The organism is Vibrio sp. 1F263, from assembly GCF_041439035.1.
In the GTDB taxonomy this organism is placed as follows: domain Bacteria; phylum Pseudomonadota; class Gammaproteobacteria; order Enterobacterales; family Vibrionaceae; genus Vibrio; species Vibrio tasmaniensis_A.
Window position 1 is genome coordinate 88,565 of the sequence record NZ_JBGONI010000006.1, and the last position, 19,639, is coordinate 108,203.

Annotated in this window: 14 protein-coding genes; 7 read left to right on the plus strand and 7 right to left on the minus strand. The window is 43.7% G+C overall.

Going from position 1 to position 19,639, the window contains the following annotated elements; translation table 11 throughout:
• Positions 1–19: 19 nt before the first annotated feature.
• Together fabV and ACED25_RS05975 are read right to left on the minus strand one after the other, a co-directional pair.
• The gene (gene fabV, locus ACED25_RS05970; RefSeq protein WP_371694867.1) at positions 20–1,219 is read right to left on the minus strand and encodes an enoyl-ACP reductase FabV; all 1,200 of its coding nucleotides are present in this window, start codon (positions 1,217–1,219) and stop codon (positions 20–22) included.
• Positions 1,220–1,300: 81 nt separating this feature from the next.
• On the minus strand, positions 1,301–1,918 hold the full coding sequence (locus ACED25_RS05975; RefSeq protein WP_009845333.1) for an arylesterase: 618 nt from the start codon (positions 1,916–1,918) through the stop codon (positions 1,301–1,303).
• On the opposite strand from ACED25_RS05975, the gene ACED25_RS05980 reads away from it, so the two are divergent.
• From ACED25_RS05980 to ACED25_RS05990, 3 genes are all read left to right on the plus strand, one after another.
• Entirely contained in the window at positions 1,917–2,591 is a 675-nt protein-coding gene (locus ACED25_RS05980; RefSeq protein ID WP_009845334.1) for an ABC transporter ATP-binding protein, read from the plus strand. The genes ACED25_RS05975 and ACED25_RS05980 overlap by 2 nt on opposite strands.
• A 1-nt stretch (position 2,592) precedes the next feature.
• Positions 2,593–5,031 carry an ABC transporter permease gene (locus ACED25_RS05985; RefSeq protein ID WP_371694868.1) on the plus strand — a complete coding sequence of 813 codons (2,439 nt, stop codon included), beginning with the start codon at positions 2,593–2,595 and terminating at the stop codon, positions 5,029–5,031.
• 532 nt (positions 5,032–5,563) lie between these two features.
• Positions 5,564–7,018 (plus strand): FAD-dependent oxidoreductase, encoded by a 1,455-nt coding sequence (locus ACED25_RS05990; RefSeq protein ID WP_371694869.1) that lies wholly within the window; start codon positions 5,564–5,566, stop codon positions 7,016–7,018.
• A gap of 187 nt (positions 7,019–7,205) precedes the next feature.
• On the opposite strand, the gene ACED25_RS05995 is transcribed toward ACED25_RS05990, so the two are convergent.
• The 3 genes from ACED25_RS05995 to ACED25_RS06005 all read right to left on the minus strand — a co-directional run bounded on the left by ACED25_RS05995 (position 7,206) and on the right by ACED25_RS06005 (position 9,808).
• Positions 7,206–8,156, minus strand: a complete 951-nt coding sequence (locus ACED25_RS05995; protein WP_371694870.1) for a biotin-dependent carboxyltransferase family protein — start codon at positions 8,154–8,156, stop codon at positions 7,206–7,208.
• Complete coding sequence (locus tag ACED25_RS06000; protein WP_371694871.1) at positions 8,149–8,916, minus strand: allophanate hydrolase subunit 1; 768 nt, start codon at positions 8,914–8,916, stop codon at positions 8,149–8,151. The genes ACED25_RS05995 and ACED25_RS06000 overlap by 8 nt, the downstream gene beginning before the upstream one ends.
• 148 nt (positions 8,917–9,064) lie before the next feature.
• Positions 9,065–9,808: a 5-oxoprolinase subunit PxpA gene (locus tag ACED25_RS06005; protein ID WP_371694872.1), complete on the minus strand. Its 744-nt coding sequence runs from the start codon at positions 9,806–9,808 to the stop codon at positions 9,065–9,067.
• Between the two features lie 459 nt (positions 9,809–10,267).
• Between ACED25_RS06005 and galE the strand changes: the two genes are divergently transcribed.
• Positions 10,268–11,281 carry a UDP-glucose 4-epimerase GalE gene (gene galE / locus ACED25_RS06010; RefSeq protein WP_371694873.1) on the plus strand — a complete coding sequence of 338 codons (1,014 nt, stop codon included), beginning with the start codon at positions 10,268–10,270 and terminating at the stop codon, positions 11,279–11,281.
• 424 nt (positions 11,282–11,705) lie between these two features.
• On the opposite strand, the gene ACED25_RS06015 is transcribed toward galE, so the two are convergent.
• The gene (locus ACED25_RS06015; protein WP_371694874.1) at positions 11,706–13,844 is read right to left on the minus strand and encodes a TonB-dependent hemoglobin/transferrin/lactoferrin family receptor; all 2,139 of its coding nucleotides are present in this window, start codon (positions 13,842–13,844) and stop codon (positions 11,706–11,708) included.
• Positions 13,845–14,068: 224 nt separating this feature from the next.
• Here ACED25_RS06015 and ACED25_RS06020 point away from each other — a divergent pair, with 224 nt between their 5' ends.
• A complete protein-coding gene (locus ACED25_RS06020; RefSeq protein WP_065679020.1) occupies positions 14,069–14,956 on the plus strand; it encodes a LysR family transcriptional regulator in 888 nt (295 codons plus the stop codon).
• Here ACED25_RS06020 and ACED25_RS06025 read toward each other — a convergent pair.
• Positions 14,948–17,629: a GNAT family N-acetyltransferase gene (locus tag ACED25_RS06025; RefSeq protein ID WP_371694875.1), complete on the minus strand. Its 2,682-nt coding sequence runs from the start codon at positions 17,627–17,629 to the stop codon at positions 14,948–14,950. The two genes, ACED25_RS06020 and ACED25_RS06025, sit on opposite strands and share 9 nt — an antisense overlap.
• A gap of 216 nt (positions 17,630–17,845) precedes the next feature.
• Here ACED25_RS06025 and ACED25_RS06030 point away from each other — a divergent pair, with 216 nt between their 5' ends.
• Together ACED25_RS06030 and ACED25_RS06035 are read left to right on the plus strand one after the other, a co-directional pair.
• A complete protein-coding gene (locus tag ACED25_RS06030; protein WP_009845372.1) occupies positions 17,846–18,409 on the plus strand; it encodes an SPOR domain-containing protein in 564 nt (187 codons plus the stop codon).
• 179 nt (positions 18,410–18,588) lie between these two features.
• Positions 18,589–19,584, plus strand: a complete 996-nt coding sequence (locus ACED25_RS06035; RefSeq protein ID WP_371694876.1) for a D-alanine--D-alanine ligase — start codon at positions 18,589–18,591, stop codon at positions 19,582–19,584.
• The last annotated feature ends 55 nt before the right edge of the window (positions 19,585–19,639 follow it).

The following is a 19,639-nucleotide window of genomic DNA, read 5'->3' on the forward strand; positions in this document are numbered from 1 at the left end:
GTAATGAGATAAGTTTCGATTAAGGCTTTAACTTTATAAAATCATCAGTGTTAAGTTTCTCTTTATAGTCTACCGATGGTTGAGCAAAACCGTTCAACTGTAAAAACTCTTCTTTAAAACCTTGATAGTCACCGATTGATTGGAAGTTGTTTTCATCCATAGCTTCAAGTAGTTCAGTCACATGAGCTTGGGTTTCTGGGTCGAGTTCCCATTCATCCATCCGAATTAGGCGCTCGCCATCAAGTGGTACTTTGGTTTGTCCATACAGCTTACTGCTGAATAAGCGTTGCATTTGTTGGATACAACCTTCGTGGGTCTCTTTTTCTTTCATCACTCTATATAAAGCGAGTAGGTAAGGGCTTAGCCCCGGAATGAATACACTCGCCTTGGTGACTAATGCCTTACACACGGTCGCGTAAGCATTACCGCCAAAGTTAGCTAGTTCAAGGTTAAGTGCGTGACTTGTTTGATGAAGGTCTATTTTAGCGCGGCCCAAAGTACCGTCTAAGTAGATAGGGTGCGTGACTTCTGGACCAACGTAAGAAAAAGCAATGGTTTTGCAACCTGGGGCAATAGATTCAGCATTGATCAGCTCATCTATCCACTGTTCCCAATCTTCGCCGCCCATGACTTTGAGTGTGCTTTCGGCTTCTTCTTCCGTTGCAGCATCAAGTGTGTTGGTCACCCAGTTGTCGTGCTCTAGTGAGATAGTCGCACCAGTCACGCTTTCACCGATTGGCTTAATGGCAGAGCGCCAGAATTCTTCGGTATTTGGTTTGGGTCTTACGCCAGCGGCTAAGCTATAGATAATTAGATCCACTTCACCTTCGAAGTAGGTTTCAATGGCTTCGACAACTTGTGAACGTGTTTCTTGTGAAAATGCGTCGCCAACAATGTTGATAGCAGTGCGTTGCTCTCGTTCGGCTTCTTTCTTGAAATAGATGTTGTTGTACCAACCAGCGCTGCCTAGGGATTTTTCGTTAGGACCGCGCTCGAATGAGACGCCGATGGTGTCAGCTTTTGCACCGCCAAAGGTAAGGGCAATGCGAGCGGCAAGGCCAAAGCCAGAGGAAGCACCGATAATCAGTACTCGCTTAGGGCCATCTTTGATCTGCGGCGCACTCTTAACAAACTTGATTTGTTGCTTTACGGCTTCTTGACAGCCTAGAGGGTGAGCGTTTTTGGCTACCACACCCTTGATAATAGGTTCGATCAGCATAAATAACCTTACAGTTAACGGTGATATGCACTCAGGCTAACGTAAAGCTGTGTAAAATTTATTGAGCTAGACCATTAAAACCTAAAGATACTGATATAATTCTTTGGCGACAAATTCAGCAATCCAAGGCTGAGCTTCTGGTTTTGGATGCAGTCCATCGTTCATCATCCACTCCGGTTTGAGGATGATATGCTCTAGGAAAAACGGCAAAAGTGGCACGTTTTGTTGATCAGCAAGCGCTGCAAAGACGTATTCAAACTGCTGGTTGTAACGCTTACCGTAATTCGGTGGGATTTTAATCTTCATCATAATAGGTTTCGCGCCCGCAGCTTTTATCTGCTTAATGATTTGATCAAGATTCGCAGACATCAGCTTAGGTGGGAATCCACGAAGACCATCATTCGCACCGAGTTCGATAAGAACAGTGTCTGGGGCGTGTTCTTCAAGCAATTGTGGTAAACGAGCTAAGCCATTACCAGTTGTGTCACCAGAAATACTTCCGTTGACCACGGTTACCGTTTTGTCATGCTTTGCTAACGCGTCTGGTAACAGGCTTGGCCAACTCTGTTTGATGTCCATGTTATAACCAGCACTCAAGCTATCACCAAGCACCAGTAACTTAGAATCTAACTCGGTATCTTGAGCCAAAGAAGCGGTTGAAAATATAATTAAGAATAAAAAGGAAATTAGTCGAGTCATGCATACATCCATCATTAAAGCAGAAGCTGTTTCGAAGACAGTGTCTACTAATCAAGAACATTTAACAATCTTAGAGCATGTTGATATCGATATTCGTGAGGGTGAAACGGTTGCGATCGTCGGTACTTCAGGTGCTGGTAAATCCACGTTAATGACACTGCTTGCAGGACTCGATGTGCCAACTTCTGGCGAAATCAGTTTGTTAGGCCAACCTCTATCACAGCTTGATGACGAAGCGAGAGCCAAAATCCGCAGTGAATCCGTTGGGTTTGTTTTCCAAAGCTTCTTATTGATCCCAAGCCTTTCTGCCCTGCAAAACGTCACGCTGCCTTGTTTGTTGAAAGGTGAAGACGAAGACATCGAACGCGCGACGGCTTTGCTTGAATCAGTGGGCTTGAAAGACAGGCTTGATCACTTGCCGTCTCAACTGTCCGGTGGTGAACAACAAAGGGTAGCATTGGCTCGTGCGTTTATGATTAAGCCTAAAATTTTGTTCGCCGATGAACCAACGGGCAACCTAGACCAACAAACGGCAGCGAAAATAGTCGAGCTGTTGTTCGAACTTAATTCATCGCACGGCACCACGCTTGTTCTCGTCACGCATGACCCTAAGCTCGCACAGCGTTGCCAACGAACCTTGAAAATGCATGTCGGTCACATAGAGGAAGTGTAAATTGAATTCATCACGCGGACTGAACAAACGACTGTTTTCATGGAGCATCGAAGAGATTCGACATGGTCAGTTATGGCCGGTATCCATCGCTTTAACACTCATTATTGCTTGTGTGTTTGCGCTTTCAGCTTTGGCTGAGCGTATGGAACAAGTAATCGTTAAGCAGGGCAAAGATGCGTTAACCGCCGACAGTGTATTTGTATCGGCAAACCCAATCCCACAACCTTTGTTAGATCTGACTCAGGTTGAACAGTTAGAAAGCTCTCAGTTAACTCGCTTCTCAACCATGGCATTCAGTGATAACTCGATGCAGTTGGTTACCGTTAAAGCCGTAGAGAGCAATTATCCTTTACGCGGCGAAATGATACTGCAAGGAGCAGATAGCGCGGTAAGCAATCATGTTGAACCGGGTGAATTGTGGCTTGATGAGCGTATATTTGCGCAGCTAGAGGTTGAAGTTGGTGACAATGTCACTATTGGCGATGCCGATTTAACGATAACAGGGCGTATCACCCAAGAACCAGGTTTGAGCTTTAACCCATTCCAACAAATGCCTGCTGTGCTGATTCATACAAGTGACATCGATGCTACTGGCGCTATTCTACCTGGCAGCCGTGTTAGTTTTAGGCTGTTTCTAAACGGTGATGATACTAAACTGAAAGCCGCACAAGACAGCGTAGAATTAACACCAAGCGATCGCTGGCGCACGCAAGACTCAGCGAGCCGCACTAACGACATGTTCGAGAGCACTACTCAATACTTATCGCTAACCGTTGCTATCGTTGTGATCATGGCGGCGACCACTTTGGTACTCACTTGCCAACATTATGTTGCGAGTCGTCGTAAAACTATTGCGATGCTTAAGAGTTTAGGTGCGAGCAAGCAGTGGATCGTTAAATGGTTGTCTGTACAGGTGTCTCTGTTGGTGGTTATCGGTGCAGTACTGGGAATTACCATCGGTATCGGCTTAGAATTTTTGCTTCGTATACCTCTGGGCGACTTATTACCAACACCACTTCCTAGCTATGGTATTGAACCTGTCATTTTGGCGATTTTATCAAGCATTCTCATTGGTGTGCCTGCTCTTGGTATTCCGTTAATTGGCTTGGTAAGCACTTCGGCAATCAGCGTGATTCAATCAAGTCACCAGTCTAATGAAAGCTACAAGAAATACCTGTTGTTGCTAGTACCTATTATTCCAATGATGCTGATGTACGGTGACAATCTGTTGGTATGGATAGTTCTAGCGGGTATCGCTTGCCTGTTCTTAGTACTCGCGATTGTCAGTACGTTTGTTCTGCGTTTGGTGGGTCAACTGCCGACGTCGACATCTATGCGCTTGGCATTGAGCCGAATTAATCGCACACCATTAGCAACAGGGATTCAATTTGGTTCTTTAGCGCTGTCTTTGATGCTGTTATCAATCATATGGCTAGTGAGAAGTGACTTGTTGTCAGATTGGCAGCAAACTTTGCCCGAGAACGCACCTAATGCGTTTGCGCTGAATATTGCGAGCTATGAGAAAGACAGTTATCTCGAGACGATTGATGCAAACGAAGTAGAGCGTACTCAAGCGTTTCCAATTATACGAGGAAGGCTCACAACCATTAACGGCGTTGAGGCGGCGAAATACAGCGAGACCTCAGAAGAAACAGATGCACTAAGTCGCGAGATCAACTTCACTTGGGGAGATAGCCTGCCTGAGTACAATGAAGTATTAGAAGGCAGCTGGACACAAGAGCAGGGCGTATCTGTGGAATCCGATGTCGCAGAGCAACTTGGTTTGAAAATTGGCGATGATCTTTCATTCACAATCAACAGCCAGAACGTCTCTGCCAAGGTGAACAGCATCCGAAAAGTAGAATGGCGTGAAATGAAGCCAAACTTCTATTTCATTTTTACTCCCGATGTTTTGAGCGCTATTCCTTCTACTTGGTTGGTGAGCTTCAGATTAGAAGAGCAACACAACCAAATGCTCAACGAATTATCTCGAAATCACCCGACCGTGAGTTTGATGGACATTCGTAAAATGGGTAGCAAGATCCAAGAGTTGCTCAAACAGATTGTTTGGTCGATAACCGTACTTGCCGCGTTAGGTGTAGTGGCGGGGCTATTGCTTATCTTCACTCTGTTGCGACTGAGCTTATCTCAAAGACAACAAGAGATACGCTTGTACCGAACCTTAGGCGCGAGTAAGAAGCGTATTCTCAACACTATTTGGTGTGAATACGGGGTGATGGCGTTAGTAGCTGGCTCAATTGCTGCGCTAGGTTCTGAACTCAGTGTTGCAGGGGTAATGAACTTTGGCTTTGAGTTAGAACCTTCACTCCACCCAATACTGTGGATAGCGCTACCCGTGCTGACGTTTATCACATTGGCCGCGGTAGTGAATAGCTTAATCAAACGTTTGTTGGCACCAGTAAACAAGGATTTTGGTTAGTCGCTAGCAAGATCTAACCAAATGCTTAAAACGGTCTAAAAGTGAAATTACTTATACTTAGTCGTTCACTATTTATAAGACGTCTCTTTAGACCGCTTTTTATTTGACCAATGCGTAGCACAAGTTACGAACATCGCACCTTAATTTCCCGTTTTTTTAGTATTTTTTAAAACTAATTGCGCAATAATGCCGATTTAATGAACAGCGGTTAGTCCCTGTAAACAAAGGGTTTGCGCAACTTAGCAAGAACGTTATCAACAGTTATCCACAAAAACGGTGGATAACTTTAGGGATAAGTTAACATCTATGTTTTAAGAGTACTGAGGCAGCCTTTATGTGGCGTCACTTAGGACAAATGTGACGGTTATAATAACCTTTAAAACTCAATCTGGAGTTATTGAGTCAAGAGATTATTTAGGTTTTTTACATAGATATTAAATACTGCCTATCTAAGACCTTGATAAAAATGTGTTTTAATTCGTAGCAGAACAAAAGTAGAATAGCGGTAGTTAATCATATTCTACAGAACACGATGAACCACAACAAAACGGATACAAATCAGCCTTCTATTGCCATTGTTGGTGGTGGTATTGCCGGAACGACGAGCGCAATTCATTTTAGTGAGTTGGGTTATAAGGTCACTATTTTGGAAAAAGGACCGAGTTTGGTTAATGGTCCACCAATTTGCCATCTGCATGCTGGTGGCAATTTGTATCGAGATATTTCTGTAGAGCAGTGTCTTCAGTTGCTCACTCAGTCAATTGATACCGTCCGCTTGTTTCCCCATACGATCAATATTCGTCCGACAATTATCGCTGTTCCACACAGTGATGGTGGAGAGCCGTTGGATCTTCTTCCGCGCCTAAAGATAATCAAGAACGCTTATGCTGAGCTTGTTAATCAAGATAAAAGCAACCAAGTGCTTGGTAAACCGGAAGAGTATTACAAGCTGTATAGTAAAGAAGAGTTACTAGCACTTACTGCTCAAACACAGCCTCTGAAACCAACATCGCTTGATGAATGGTGTATTCCTTTCGCTAAACATACGGATCTAGAAACCCTTAAGTATCCTGTTGCTATGGTTCAAGAGTATGGTTGGAGTGTATTCCGACTTTCTGCAACCGCTCAACTCTCTTTGGGGCAACAGTCTAATTGTACCGTGTTAACCAACAGCCGATTACAATCTGTTGAATCGTTAGAGCAAGGTTGGTCTTTGACTTATACAGACGCTGAGAACCAAAGCTGTCACCTAACGACCGACTACTTGATTAATGCAAGTGGCTTTGAAACGGGCATCGTGGATGACTTTGTCGGTTCTAAGCAACAAAGGCTTGTTGAGTTCAAAGCCGCATACGTTACGCAGTGGCCGTACTCGCAAGAATGTAAGGAAGAGTGGCCAGAGGTTATCTTCCATGGCCCGAGAGGCACACCGCAAGGCATGGCTCAGTTAACACCGTACGCTGATGGTGTATTCCAACTTCACGGTATGACAGAAGGGATTACTCTGTTTGAGGGTGGGCTTGTTTCATCATCAACAGATTCATCACAGCCTCAGTTGCCTTCTAAGCTTCTTAAGAAAATCGTATCAGGTTGGAGTGAAGAGCAGCTCGAATTAAGAACTCGCGCTGCGATAACGCATATGTCTCAGTTCATCCCAAGTTTTAGCTCTGCACTGGTAGGTGGTAAGCCTTTGTTCGGTGCACAGCAGATTCCGGGAACCGATCCGAGCTTAAGAGCTTCAGACGTGTCATTCTGTGGTGATCGCTATGCTCGACTTGAAGTAGTCAAAGCATCTTCAACCTTAGAGGCAGCGCAAAAGGTCGCTGAGCATTGGTTTGATGTCGCAGAGTCAGTATCGATTGAAAATACACACTCAGTGACAATGTCACTTAATCTAAAGAATATTGAGAATAAAGCGATAGATTTGACACAAGAACGCGGATACCCAGAAGCCCTTGCAAAGGTATCAGGCCAAGATCACGCTTAATACTCAGTCATAATCTACTACGCTAAACATCTTCAATTCGGCTTACTTTGACAGGTAAGCCTAACCTTTAACTGAAACGCCTGCTTGTATCTTGTCAATTGCCTGAACTACATCTTCCAAACGAAACCTTCCTGGCTAAAGATTTCAAGATTCTTTGCAATAGAGTTACTTAGCTACAGAGCAAAAACTAATAGCCGAAAAATTGAGCCCACTGGCACCACACATCTTGTAATCCTAAGCGATCGCCTTTACTAAACGAGACTTTATGTCCAGGTTTGGCTTGTGCTAAGCGCGGTAAATCGATTCTGGCGACACATCCAATCTTCGGATAGCCACCAATAGTCTGTCTGTCATTAAGCAACACAATAGGTTGCCCATCTTGGGGGATTTGAATCGCACCTAAGGCAATGCCTTCTGAGAATAGCGAAATGTCAGGCGAGTCCACGGGGTCGCCACTGAGTCGATAACCCATGCGATTAGAATTTTGGTCAACATGATACTGTGCGTTATACAAAGTCGCTTTTGCAGACTCTGAGAACAGCTCGCTTTGATAGCCTTCAATCACTCGCAGGTTCACTGGTAGGTTGTAATTAGGCGTGTATCGGAAGGTGACACTCAACGCTTTAAACGGGCGAGAGAGTTGGTGTTGGGTAAAAGTAATTTGTTGCCCTTGCTGGCATGGCTGTCCATCTTGCGTTAATCCACCAATCTTTTCACGAGTCACCGTAGAACAGCTATGAAGAGTTGATGGAACATCGAAGCCACCCTTAACGGCTAAATACGCCCTTAGTCCATTTTTAGGTAAACCAAATGAGAGAACTTGCCCTGCGAAAGCTTGAAAAGTACGCCAGTTCGACTGTGGTTTGCTATCGAGCTTCGCTTGTAAATCGCCACCACATAATGCCATCTCACAATCAAAATCGATTCGTAACGCACATTGCCCAAGCGTGATTTCCAACGCAGCTTGGTTTACTGGGTTTCCGAGCAGGTGATTGGCCCAGCTATACGAGTAATCATCAACAGGGCCGCCTTGTGTCAATCCGAGATGAGCGACACCAAATCGTCCGAAGTCTTGAATCAAACTCAACGGGCCGGGCTTAATGACTGTCAGCGTTGGTTTGGCTTTTGACTTAACCATTAGCGACACCTCCACTAATATCCATAAAACTAAGCTCAACAAATTCTTGTTTTGAAATCGCGATGAAACGGACCGTATCACCGACATTAAGCAGAGACAGCGGCGTTTGCGTGGTATCAGCGTTCTTTAATTGGCTGTGATCAAACAGTGCGAGTGGGCAATTGCCAATAATATTCCAACCGCCCGGTGAGTCCGAAGGATACACCGCCGTTTTCGTATCCGCGATGGCGATGCTGCCTTTCGGCACACTTAAGCGTGGGGTTGAATGACGAGGCAAAGCAAGCTCGTTGACCACATCAGACATAAACGCAAAGCCAGGCGTAAACCCAATGGCACTGACGCTGTAAGTCTGTGAGGTGTGATGTTGAATGATCTCATCCAGCGACATGCCTTTGGCTTGATATCGGTCTAAGTCGAGTGCTGTTTCTTGTGAGTAATAAGCGGGAAGCTCGATAGTGTTACGCGTTTTACTAACACTAGAGAAGGACGAAATAGCATGACTCAACAAATTATTGAGTTGTTTAATGAGCTGCTGTTCTGATATTCGATAAGGTAGGTAATCGACCAATATTATGTGGTAAGCCGGTGTCACATTCATCAACACCGATGCTAAATTTTGACGAATAGCATCGGAAAAGTGAGCCATGTACTGCGCATATTCGGCGCTAGATTGATTATTTGAAGGCGATAGCGTCAATGTCACCAAAACGCTGCATTCTGCGACTGGCGCTATATTGAACTCAATTTGATTCGTCGTCATTTCGTTTCCATACGTTTGTTTGCTTATTTGTCGTGTCTCACTTCCGTGTCTAAACCAATACAAAGCGATTAGACCTTACGAGCAATTGGTTAGATGCTCGGTTAGGCGAGTGATAAGGTCATGTGCCATACCAATCACACGCTCCATACTAGTTAAAAGCGTTAAGGTCTTGTCTGATTTTTCTAATTAATGCGATGGATTGGGGGTTATCACCATGAACACAGATGGTATCGGCTTCAATCGGCAGTCTTTCACCTTCAATTGTCGTGACCGAACCGTAGTTAATGATTTGCATGACTTGGTTGTAGATGTCGTCTTGATTGACGTAAACCGAGCCTTTTTGAGTTCGCGGCGATAACTGCCCATTATTCAAGTATGCACGGTCGGCAAACGCTTCAAACAAGAGGGGTAAGTCATGATCGTCAGCAATATCTAGATACTGTTGATTGTCTGATGAAGAGAGAATCATCAAGGGGATGTTAAATTCAGCGACGGCTTGGGCAACGGCATTGAACACATCAATGTTCGCCATCATATCGTTGTAAAGGGCACCATGAGGTTTCACATAACCAACAGAGGTGTGGTGATAGTGGCAAAGCGCTTGTAGTGCACCTACTTGATAGCACACTAGTTCACTGATATCGTCCATGGTATGTGGAATAGAACGGCGACCAAACCCGACTAAATCTTGATAACCAGGGTGGGCACCAATTTGGGTGTGATAGTACTGCGCCAGTTTTATGGTCTTAGACATAACGTGCGGATCAGACGCGTGAAAACCACAAGCGATGTTTGCCATATCGACCCATTCCATGACCGACTCGTCATCGCCCATCTTCCAATTGCCGAAACTTTCTCCCATGTCGCAATTAAGCAAAATCTTCGTTGTCACGTGGTGCTTACCCTTTACGTTGAGGTGAGTAATGACGGTCTTATAAATACCATAAATAAACAGTGACCTAACTCAAATTTTCGACACCAAGAACTGCATTTACTATGAGGTCACGGCATGTATCAAACCCGCTAAAGAATGGATTGTGAAAAATGCTTCCTTTCATCAATAACGTATAGAAACTATGGTTAAAGATAATTGAAAAACAAGCGTTCGACAAACAGCCTTCATCTATTTTGTTTCCGGTTTAGGGAGCAAACGTAAGGTGATGAATCATATGGCGACATTGATGTAATTCTGAAGATTGTCGGTGAGGTGAACTGCCAAGTGAAATTCAAGGTAAAGGTCAGTTTTTGTTCTCTCGTGCGGTGTATCTGCCATAGCCGTTTGTGGCTCCACCCTAAGTTGTTGTATCATAAGCGGTAGGTTGAGTGTTTTTAATTAAAAGGTCTGCTAAACATGAATGTTTTAGTTACAGGTGGCATGGGTTACATAGGTAGCCATACCAGTATTCAGATGATTAACGCAGGTATGACACCTGTGCTTTTCGATAACTTGTATAACAGTAAACCAAGCGTTTTAGAACGTATCGAAAAAGTATCTGGCGTTCGTCCTGATTTCATTGAAGGTGATATTCGTGATAAAGCGCTTTTAACTGAAACCATGAAGCAACACAATATTGAAGCTGTTATTCATTTTGCGGGCCTGAAAGCGGTTGGTGAATCTGTTGCCAAACCTCTCGAATACTACGATAACAACGTAAATGGCACGTTAGTCCTTGTCGATGCAATGCGTGACGCTGACGTAAAAACATTAGTATTCAGCTCTTCAGCAACGGTTTATGGCGATCCTGCTAGTGTTCCTATCACAGAAGACTTTCCCACAAGCGCAACCAATCCTTACGGTCGTAGTAAGCTCATGGTTGAAGAGTGCTTAACTGACTTCCAAAAGGCTAACCCCGATTGGAGCATTACGTTATTACGTTACTTTAACCCCGTAGGTTCACACCCAAGTGGTGAACTCGGTGAAGACCCAAGTGGTATTCCAAACAATCTAATGCCATTTGTATCTCAAGTTGCAGTTGGCCGACGTGAATTCCTATCTGTATTTGGTAGTGACTACCCAACAAAGGATGGCACTGGTGTTCGTGATTACATCCACGTTATGGATCTGTCTGATGGACACATTGCAGCACTTGAGAAAGTAGGGCGTAAAGACGGTCTTCACATCTATAACCTGGGTACTGGCAACGGTTCAAGTGTATTAGATATGGTTAAAGCCTTCGAGAAAGCGAGCGGTCAAGCTATACCTTACAAACTCGTTGCGCGTCGTCCTGGTGATATCGCTGAGTGTTGGGCCGACCCAGCGAAAGCTCAGAAAGAACTGGGGTGGAATGCGACACGCACACTGGCTGAAATGACTGAAGATACATGGCGCTGGCAATCAACAAATCCTGATGGTTTTCCTGGTTGATTGAGTAATTTCATGAATAGTTAACGTACAAAAAGATGCTCTAGGGCATCTTTTTTGATCTAAATCGAATAAAAAGTGATTTGGTGGTTAAAAAGTATCATTCTGTATCGGTTGTTGTTATCATGCTCGCGAATTATATGTTTAATGTTAATTTTCTTTGGAGTTAATCATGGAACTAGGCCTAATCATCACTTTCATCATTGCTGCTGCAGTAATGGTTAAGAAAGAAATGGCAGAGAAATAATTTCACTTTACCCCTTTTTGATACAACTTTTAGTGAAATAACAAAAAGCCAGCTTATAGTAAGCTGGCTTTTTAGTTTCTACAGTATTTTTTGTATGGCTTTATTCTGGAACGACCTAGATCTTTAATGACCTAGGTCTTCAATAAACTTAGCTCTACAACGAACTAGATTTCTAACCAGTTAGAACTCGTAGTTTGCAGATATACCCCAGTTACGACCCGGTTGAGACTTAATATCGGTGTTGAACTTAGAATCGTGCCCACGGCCTGACATGTCATTGTACAGCCAATATTTTTTGTCTAATGCGTTGAATAGACCCGCTCGTAAGGTTAAATCCGTGACAGGGCGGTAATAAGCAGTCAAATCAACAACTGTGTATCCAGCCACGTTTACGTTGTCATCGGAGTTCCACTCATCTTTCGCAGCAACCATCTTAACATTTAAAGCTGAACCAAAAGTCTCGCGCTCGATTCCAAGCCCTAGCGTACCCGTTAGTGGTGCTACAGAATCAATGGATTTACCAGTAGATTTATCTTCACCATCAGCATAAGCGACCGCTAAACGAGTGTAGGTTCCAAATGGTGCGTCTAACAAAGTGTCTAGATTAATCGTTGAAGAAAGCTCTGCACCATAGATAGTTACTTTATCTAAGTTCTCTTTAGTGTATACGTCTTTACCGCCTTGTTTGCCCGTTTTCGTCTGGTTAATGAAATCAGAGTAATCAGTGTAGAAAGTGCTTAGTTCAAAGCGAGCATGTTCATTATTGCCACGAAGACCAAGCTCGTAAGAGATACTTCTTTCGGCTTTCAAGTTAGGGTTAGCTTCAATGATGGCACCTCGAGTATAGAAGTAGTAGAGGTCGTAAACTGAAGGTGCTTTAAACCCTTGCCCAACTTGACCAAATACCGATAGGTTATCATTGATGTGGTAAACTGAACCTAGCTTAGCTGTGACGGCGTCATCTTTATTCTTCTCATATTGAGTCTTGTAGCCTTCATCCGTTGATGGGTCAGCAACAAATGAGTCATAACGAAGACCGCCAGTTACAATCAACTTGTCTTCCATGAAAAATGCTTGGTCTTGAACAAACACACCCCATTGCGTTATTTCTGCATCAGGTATACCAGTGCTACCCGGTGTAACAGTGCCTCGATCAAATTTATGGTCGTAGTTTTCTAGTTCAAAGTCATTCTGCAGGTATGTGAAACCATATGTGAATTCGTGATCCGCACCATCAATATTCACTAGCTTAGAAAGCTGTGTATCAACTTGCATGTTGACATCAGAAGCATCACGCTCACGAAGTCGACGTCCGTTGAAGCGAGTTGTATCGTAGTTTTTATTCAGAGAACTTGAGTCTTGGTAACTTAGAGACCAGTCTAAAGAGTCAGCAATTGAAGAGCTTAGCTTAAGCTGTTGTTCCAATGTTGCACGAAAACGTTTGTTGGTGTCTTTGTTGTAATTATCAGTATATACAAAGCCCGGCATAAGCTGATAGCCATTGTAGTTTAGCTCATCTTCATCATATTGACGTTGGTAATGCTCAACCGTAATACCAACCTTATTTGAATCTGATACATTGTAGAATGCTTTGGCTAGGATATTACTTAATTCCGTATCTGCTGGGTTCTCTGCACCACGATCTGGACCTTGAACTTCGCTTCCTGATGAATGAGTTTCTGTCTCGTGGCCTTGAGCGTATGTCGCCATAACGATCGTTTCTAACTTATCTTTACGCATCGCCCAAGAAACTGTGTTCTTGAACTGTTCATCTGCAGATGTATAGGTAGATTTGATGCCAAAACGGTTTTCATCCCCGTCAGTTCTAAGCATATCCTCTGGATTTTTAGTTCTTAGCAGTACTGCACCACCAATGGCATCTGAACCGTAAAGCGTAGAAGCAGGGCCTTTATTCACCTCTATGACACTTAATGTATCGACTTCGATCGCATTCGAATATTTACGTTGCTCAGAAGCACCAGGGTTATATGGTGTAGGTTGTTGAACTCCATCTACCATAAGTTTAACGCGATCACCTTCAACACCGCGGATGTTAAAGCCTGAAATACCAAAACGGCCACCGCCTTGAGCTTCTACCCCTGGCGTGTATTGAAGAGCTTGCTTTATGTCGCTAGACATTTGATTCTCTATGTCTTTTGCAGATACAGACTCAATTGAGCTTGAAACGTCTTCTTTGTTTTGTTCAGTACGCGTTGCTGATACAACAACCTCGTCAAATAGGGCATAATCTTCAGCAAAGGCTGATGTTGATGAAAGCGCTAAAACGATTGAAGCAGAGAGTAGGGATTGCTTATACATCTGATAGTTACCTTAGTTCCATAATATCATCTTGATTTGCGAAAGATGATATTGGATCTAAATGATAATTACTATTATTTGCATTTAAATAATTTTCAATATTATCAACTAATTCATAATTAGCGTTATTAAACACATGTATTAAAAAGAGTTTTTCAGTTCCATTCACCATGTGAATGCTTCTCTTTTTGTGATTTAGATCTCACTTACAAAGTAGGAAAGTTATGCATAGCCCAATAACACTTGAAGCCTTACACATATTAGATGCCATTGATCGTCGTGGAAGCTTTGCGGCAGCGGCTAATGAAATGGACCGAGCACCTTCTTCATTGAGTTATCAAATCCAGAAGCTAGAACAAGACTTAGATATTATGATTTTTGATCGCTCAGGCCACCGTGCAAATTTCACGGAAGCGGGGCAGTTAATATTAGAGCAAGGAAGGATCATTCTTGGTGCCACTGAACAGCTCGTTAATGACGCGAGTATTCTTGCTAATGGCTGGGAGTTGGATTTAACGATTGCCTTTGATGGCATTATTCCGATTGCTAATTTCTTCCCATTAGTCGATGAACTCGGAAAAATAAGTAAAACTAGGGTTCGATTACAAGAAGAGATTCTAGCTGGATGTTGGGAATCTCTTTCAGACGGCCGAGCTGATTTATTGGTGTGCCCAAAGGTTGACACCATACCAAACGATATGAAAAGTGACATTATCGGTAAGATGGAAATGGTATGGGTTGCAGCATCAAATCACTACGTTCATAAGCGTTCTGGTGATTTCGACCAAAAGGCGAGAGAAAGTTACAGGGTTATCGCAATTGCAGATACAGCGCGTGACCAACCTGCATTAAGCATCAATATTCTAGAAAAGCAGCCACGTTTAACCGTAACAAGCTTCCCAGCCAAGGTAGAGGCTCTAACTGCAGGGTTAGGGATCGGCACCTTACCGAATAGTGTAGCTAAACCTTTGATTGAATCTGGCGTTCTACAACAAATTTCGGGTACCGAACCACAGCCTATCGACATCGTAATGGCTTGGCGACGTAACAAGATGGGCGACGCCAAGTCATGGTGTATTCAACACCTAAAAAAAACATGGGCGTTAAAGTAACGGCAACACCATATCTGCAGTGCCGTCTTCAAAACTGATATCTAGCTCGAAGCCCAACTTCTGGGCTAGTGTCAGCATCCCTCGGTTGGTCGGCATCGTCATGCCCGACATCTGCTTGGTCTGCTTTGTACGACAGTAGTCAATAACCTTAGTCATCAAAATGCGGCCTAATCCGACGCCTTTCAGATCGGAACGTATCAGAATAGCGAACTCTGCATCGGTGTTCTCTGGGTTAATCAGCGCTCTCGATACGCCAATAATCGCGGGTACGCCTTGTTCCTTTCGAACGACCACAAATGCAATTTCTCTATCAAAGTCAATCTGAGTAAAGTTAGCCAACGCCTCATGATTGAATTCACCCACATCACTAAAGAAACGCTTGTAAAGGTCTTCTTTGGATACACGATGAATAAAATCAGCATGAAGCGGCTCGTCTTCAGGAAGGATCGGGCGTAACAACACCTCAGTGCCGTCCTTAAGTACGATATTCTCTTCCAATTCGACTGGATAAGGGCGAATCGCAAGACGTTCTTGAGGATCGCCTTGGTATGCTTTCAAGATGATATCGGCATCTAATATCGTGAACTTGTCTCCGTTGGCCAGTACTGGATGGATATCCAAATCATGTATTTCAGGGCAATCTACTACCATCTGAGATATACGAACCAGCAACTCAGAGAGCCCTTCAATATCAATCGGGTTAGGTAGTTTTTGCAGACGAATCTTGCCGCTTTTTATCGCTCGAATGATCAAGTAACGCGCCAGTGTCATATTGAGTGGTGGAAAGGCTGCAGCAGCGTCAATGGATTCATCCCATTCAGAACCTCCTTGACCAAGTAAAATGATAGGACCAAAGGTTTCGTCCGTTGTCACTTTTACACGTAGCTCCTGCCCGCCGGCGAGTTTGGCCATTCCTTGAATTAACAATCCATGAATATGCGCAGTAGGGAACGACAGTTGAGAGCGATCGAGAATCGCCTGAGCCGCATTGGCGACTTCATTGCTGTTTCTTAAATTAAGCATGACTCCTTGCACGTCCGACTTGTGTGCAATGTCTGGCGAGCGTAGTTTAACTGCGACTGGGTAACCAATCGTTTCAGCAATATGTACCGCTTCACTTGGGTCAGAAGCTATCCAAGTTGGTAATACATCTAGGTTGAAGTGCTTGAAAAATTGGCTATTTTGATGCGTATCAAGGCTGACTGTATCTTTATCCAGTAGTTGTCGTTCTATCCAATTTTTTGCATCTGCTAGATCTTCAATATGGACTTTTTCTGCCGTGGTTGGCGTTTCCATTAACTGACGCTGGTTACGCCTGTACTCGACCAAGTGCATGAATGCGACCACTGAACTTTCAGGTGTTCGATAGGTTGGAAAACCCGCTTCGGTAAACAATTTTCGTGCTGGCTTTGCTGTTAGCTCGCCAGACCAATTCGTTAGAATGTTAAATCGCTTGTGGCGAGGATGCTTTTTAATGGCTTCAATAATTCGTTCAGCTGTTCTAGCTGAATGTGCGATCGCAGAAGGGCTGTGCATGATAAGAATCGCGTCCGCTTCATCACCATCTAACAAGATGTTTATCGTATCGATATAACGTTGCTCACCGGCGTCACCAACTATATCGATTGGATTACTCTGAGACCAACTCAATGGTAAAACCTTATTGAGTTTCTCTAGCGTATCTTCAGAAAACTCGGCAAGCTTACCACCACGGTCAAAAAGGGTATCCACCGCCATGATCGCAGGGCCGCCGCCGTTGGTCACAATGGCCAAGCGCTCTCCACGCAATGGCACTGAATGAGTCAGAGTCTCTACCGCTGCAAACAGTTCATGTAAGTTCTTAACTCGTAACATGCCGCTGCGTCGGATCGCTGAGTCATAGATAATATCTAACGTATCGGCACCGCCAGTATGTAGCATTGCCGCCGCCCGGCCTTTAGCTGTTCGTCCGCCTTTTAACACTAGAATTCGTCTATTACGTGACGCAGCACGCGCAGCAGAGATAAAGCGCCTCGCATCTTTAATACTATCAACATAAAGCAATATTGCTTCGGTGTGAGAGTCGGTACTCAGATAATCCAACAGCTCTGAGAATTCTATGTCACTGCCATTACCTATCGAGATAAACGCCGAGAAGCCGATCTCTTTATCGTTCGCCCAATCTAGAATCGTTGTACACACTGCAGCGGATTGAGAAACAAAGGCTATTTTACCTGGCAGCGCCGTCACCGGAGAAAAAGAGGCATTCAAATTTAACCACGGGACAATAACTCCCAAGCTATTGGAACCAAGTACCCGAATATTGTTTGCTTTGGCTATTGCAATACATCTCTCATCAAACGTTTCACCGCTATCACTTTGCTGTTGCATGTCGGAGGAGAGCACAATGACGGAAGCGATGCCTTTCTCGGCCAACTCTTCAAAAATAGCCACATTGCGTGTCGCATTAGTGCACAAAATAGCAAGGTCAGGCACGATAGGTAGCGACAAGATGTTTTTGTAAGAGAGGACGCCTGCGACAGAATCGTATTTTGGTGTTACTGGCATCACCGCACCTTTAAAATCCCCGTGCAACAAATTGTTCATGACGATATATCCTGCACGCGTTTCTCGTTGAGATGCACCAACAACAGCGATTGAACGGGGTTTAAGTAGGGGATCAAGATGATTCATAGACATATCCTAGCAATGCACGTAAGTTCATCGTAACTTACTTTTCATTCACGGGTTGATGGCAAATTCACCGAATTAAGATGAATAAGCAGACACTGCATAAAGTTTGTGAAATAGGTCACCCACTAATGGTGTATAATCTCAAAGTTAACTTGATTCTAAACCGACGTATCGGCATGATTTATAGTAATTATTATTAAGGATATAGAGCTTTCCATGAAAAAACTTGCAATTGTGACTTTGCCACTGCTCTTGGCTGCATGTGTATCTGACAACTACGTTACCAATGTAACCTCAGATAGCTATCAAGAAGAGTTCAAAACGGCTAAAGTTGAAGCTCCAGTTGTATCTCAATCTGAGCAGACTGCCGTTGTTGAAGAGAACGTGGTCAACGTTGTCAGAACCACACCTGTAGAACAAAAAATCACTCACACGACTAGAGCTAAGCCGGTTGCAACAATTACAGCTCCAACCAAGAAGCAACAAGACATGAACCAACGCTTTGGTTACACAGTTCAAGTTGTTGCTGTCGGCAGCCAAGCCAAAGTCGATTCTTTTGTAAAAATGCTACCAACCACTTCCCAGCCAATTTGGGAAAACTACAAAATGGTTAACGGCACGAAGTGGTTCACTGTACTTTACGGTGACTACGCGACACGCTTAGACGCTAAAAAGGCGATTTCATCTTTGCCGAGCAGTTTTCAAAACTTAAAGCCATTCGTTAAGAGCATTGATGATATCAAGAACTCTGAATACCCAACGCTTAACAAGTTAAACTAAGTTTTAAATCATAAAGAAGGAGCAAATGCTCCTTCTTTTGTTTTATGACGGTTAGTTTTGTTTAATAGTTAATCGCTCACTCCTTAGATGACAATTTTAGCGTTCAAAACACTGTACCTATTTCGACTTTTGTTTATCATTGAAGTCAGTATTCCTAGTTTCAAGGACCGAATTTACCCATGAACACCACAAACATCCTTCTACTTTGCGGCGGTGGATCTTCAGAGCATGAAGTGTCAATCGTTTCAGCCAATTACCTTTTTGAACAACTTAATAGCGTTGCAGATTTTAACGTTGTGAGAGTTGAAATTAAAAACGAAGGCTGGTGTCTTGATTCGGGTGAGTTGGTTTATCTTGATATTAACGATCAAACCTTACGTGGCGACAACTTAGAATCTAAAGTCGATTTCATTGTTCCTTGTATTCATGGTTTCCCTGGCGAAACAGGTGACATTCAATCACTGTTTGAAATGGCTAAGATTCCGTACCTAGGTTGTGGTTCTGAAGCAAGCAACAACAGCTTCAATAAAATCACATCAAAACTTTGGTACGACGCTCTGGGTATCCCAAATACGCCGTATCTGTTCTTATCCGACAACACTGAACAAGCTCATGCACAGGCGACACAAGCCTTTGAAAGTTGGGGGGAAGTGTTCGTCAAAGCGGCTCGTCAGGGATCTTCTGTAGGTTGTTACCAAGTTAACCAAGTGGAAGACTTAAGAGAAGCGATCAATAAGGCGTTTACCTTCTCTGATCAAGTGCTTATTGAGAAATCAGTTGTGCCAAGAGAGCTAGAAGTTGCCGCTTATGAAATCGATGGCGAGCTACAGATAAGCAAGCCAGGCGAGGTGATTGCACCTAATGGCGCATTTTACTCTTACGAAGAGAAGTACAGTGCAGACAGCCACTCAATTACTGAAGTTGAAGCAACTAACTTAACCGATGAACAGCGTGAATTGATTGCAGACAGCGCCCGCAAGGTATTCACGCAGATGAAGCTTCGTCACTTGTCTCGCATCGATTTCTTCTTAACACAAGACAATGAGATCTACCTGAACGAGGTGAATACCTTCCCAGGTATGACGCCAATTTCCATGTTCCCAAAAATGGTTGAACATGACGGCCACAAATTCAGCCAGTTCTTAGAGAACTGCGTGAGAACAAGCATTTCTTAGTTCACCCAAAATATCTTAGCCGTTTTATATAACTCATTAGATAACAAATAGCGCC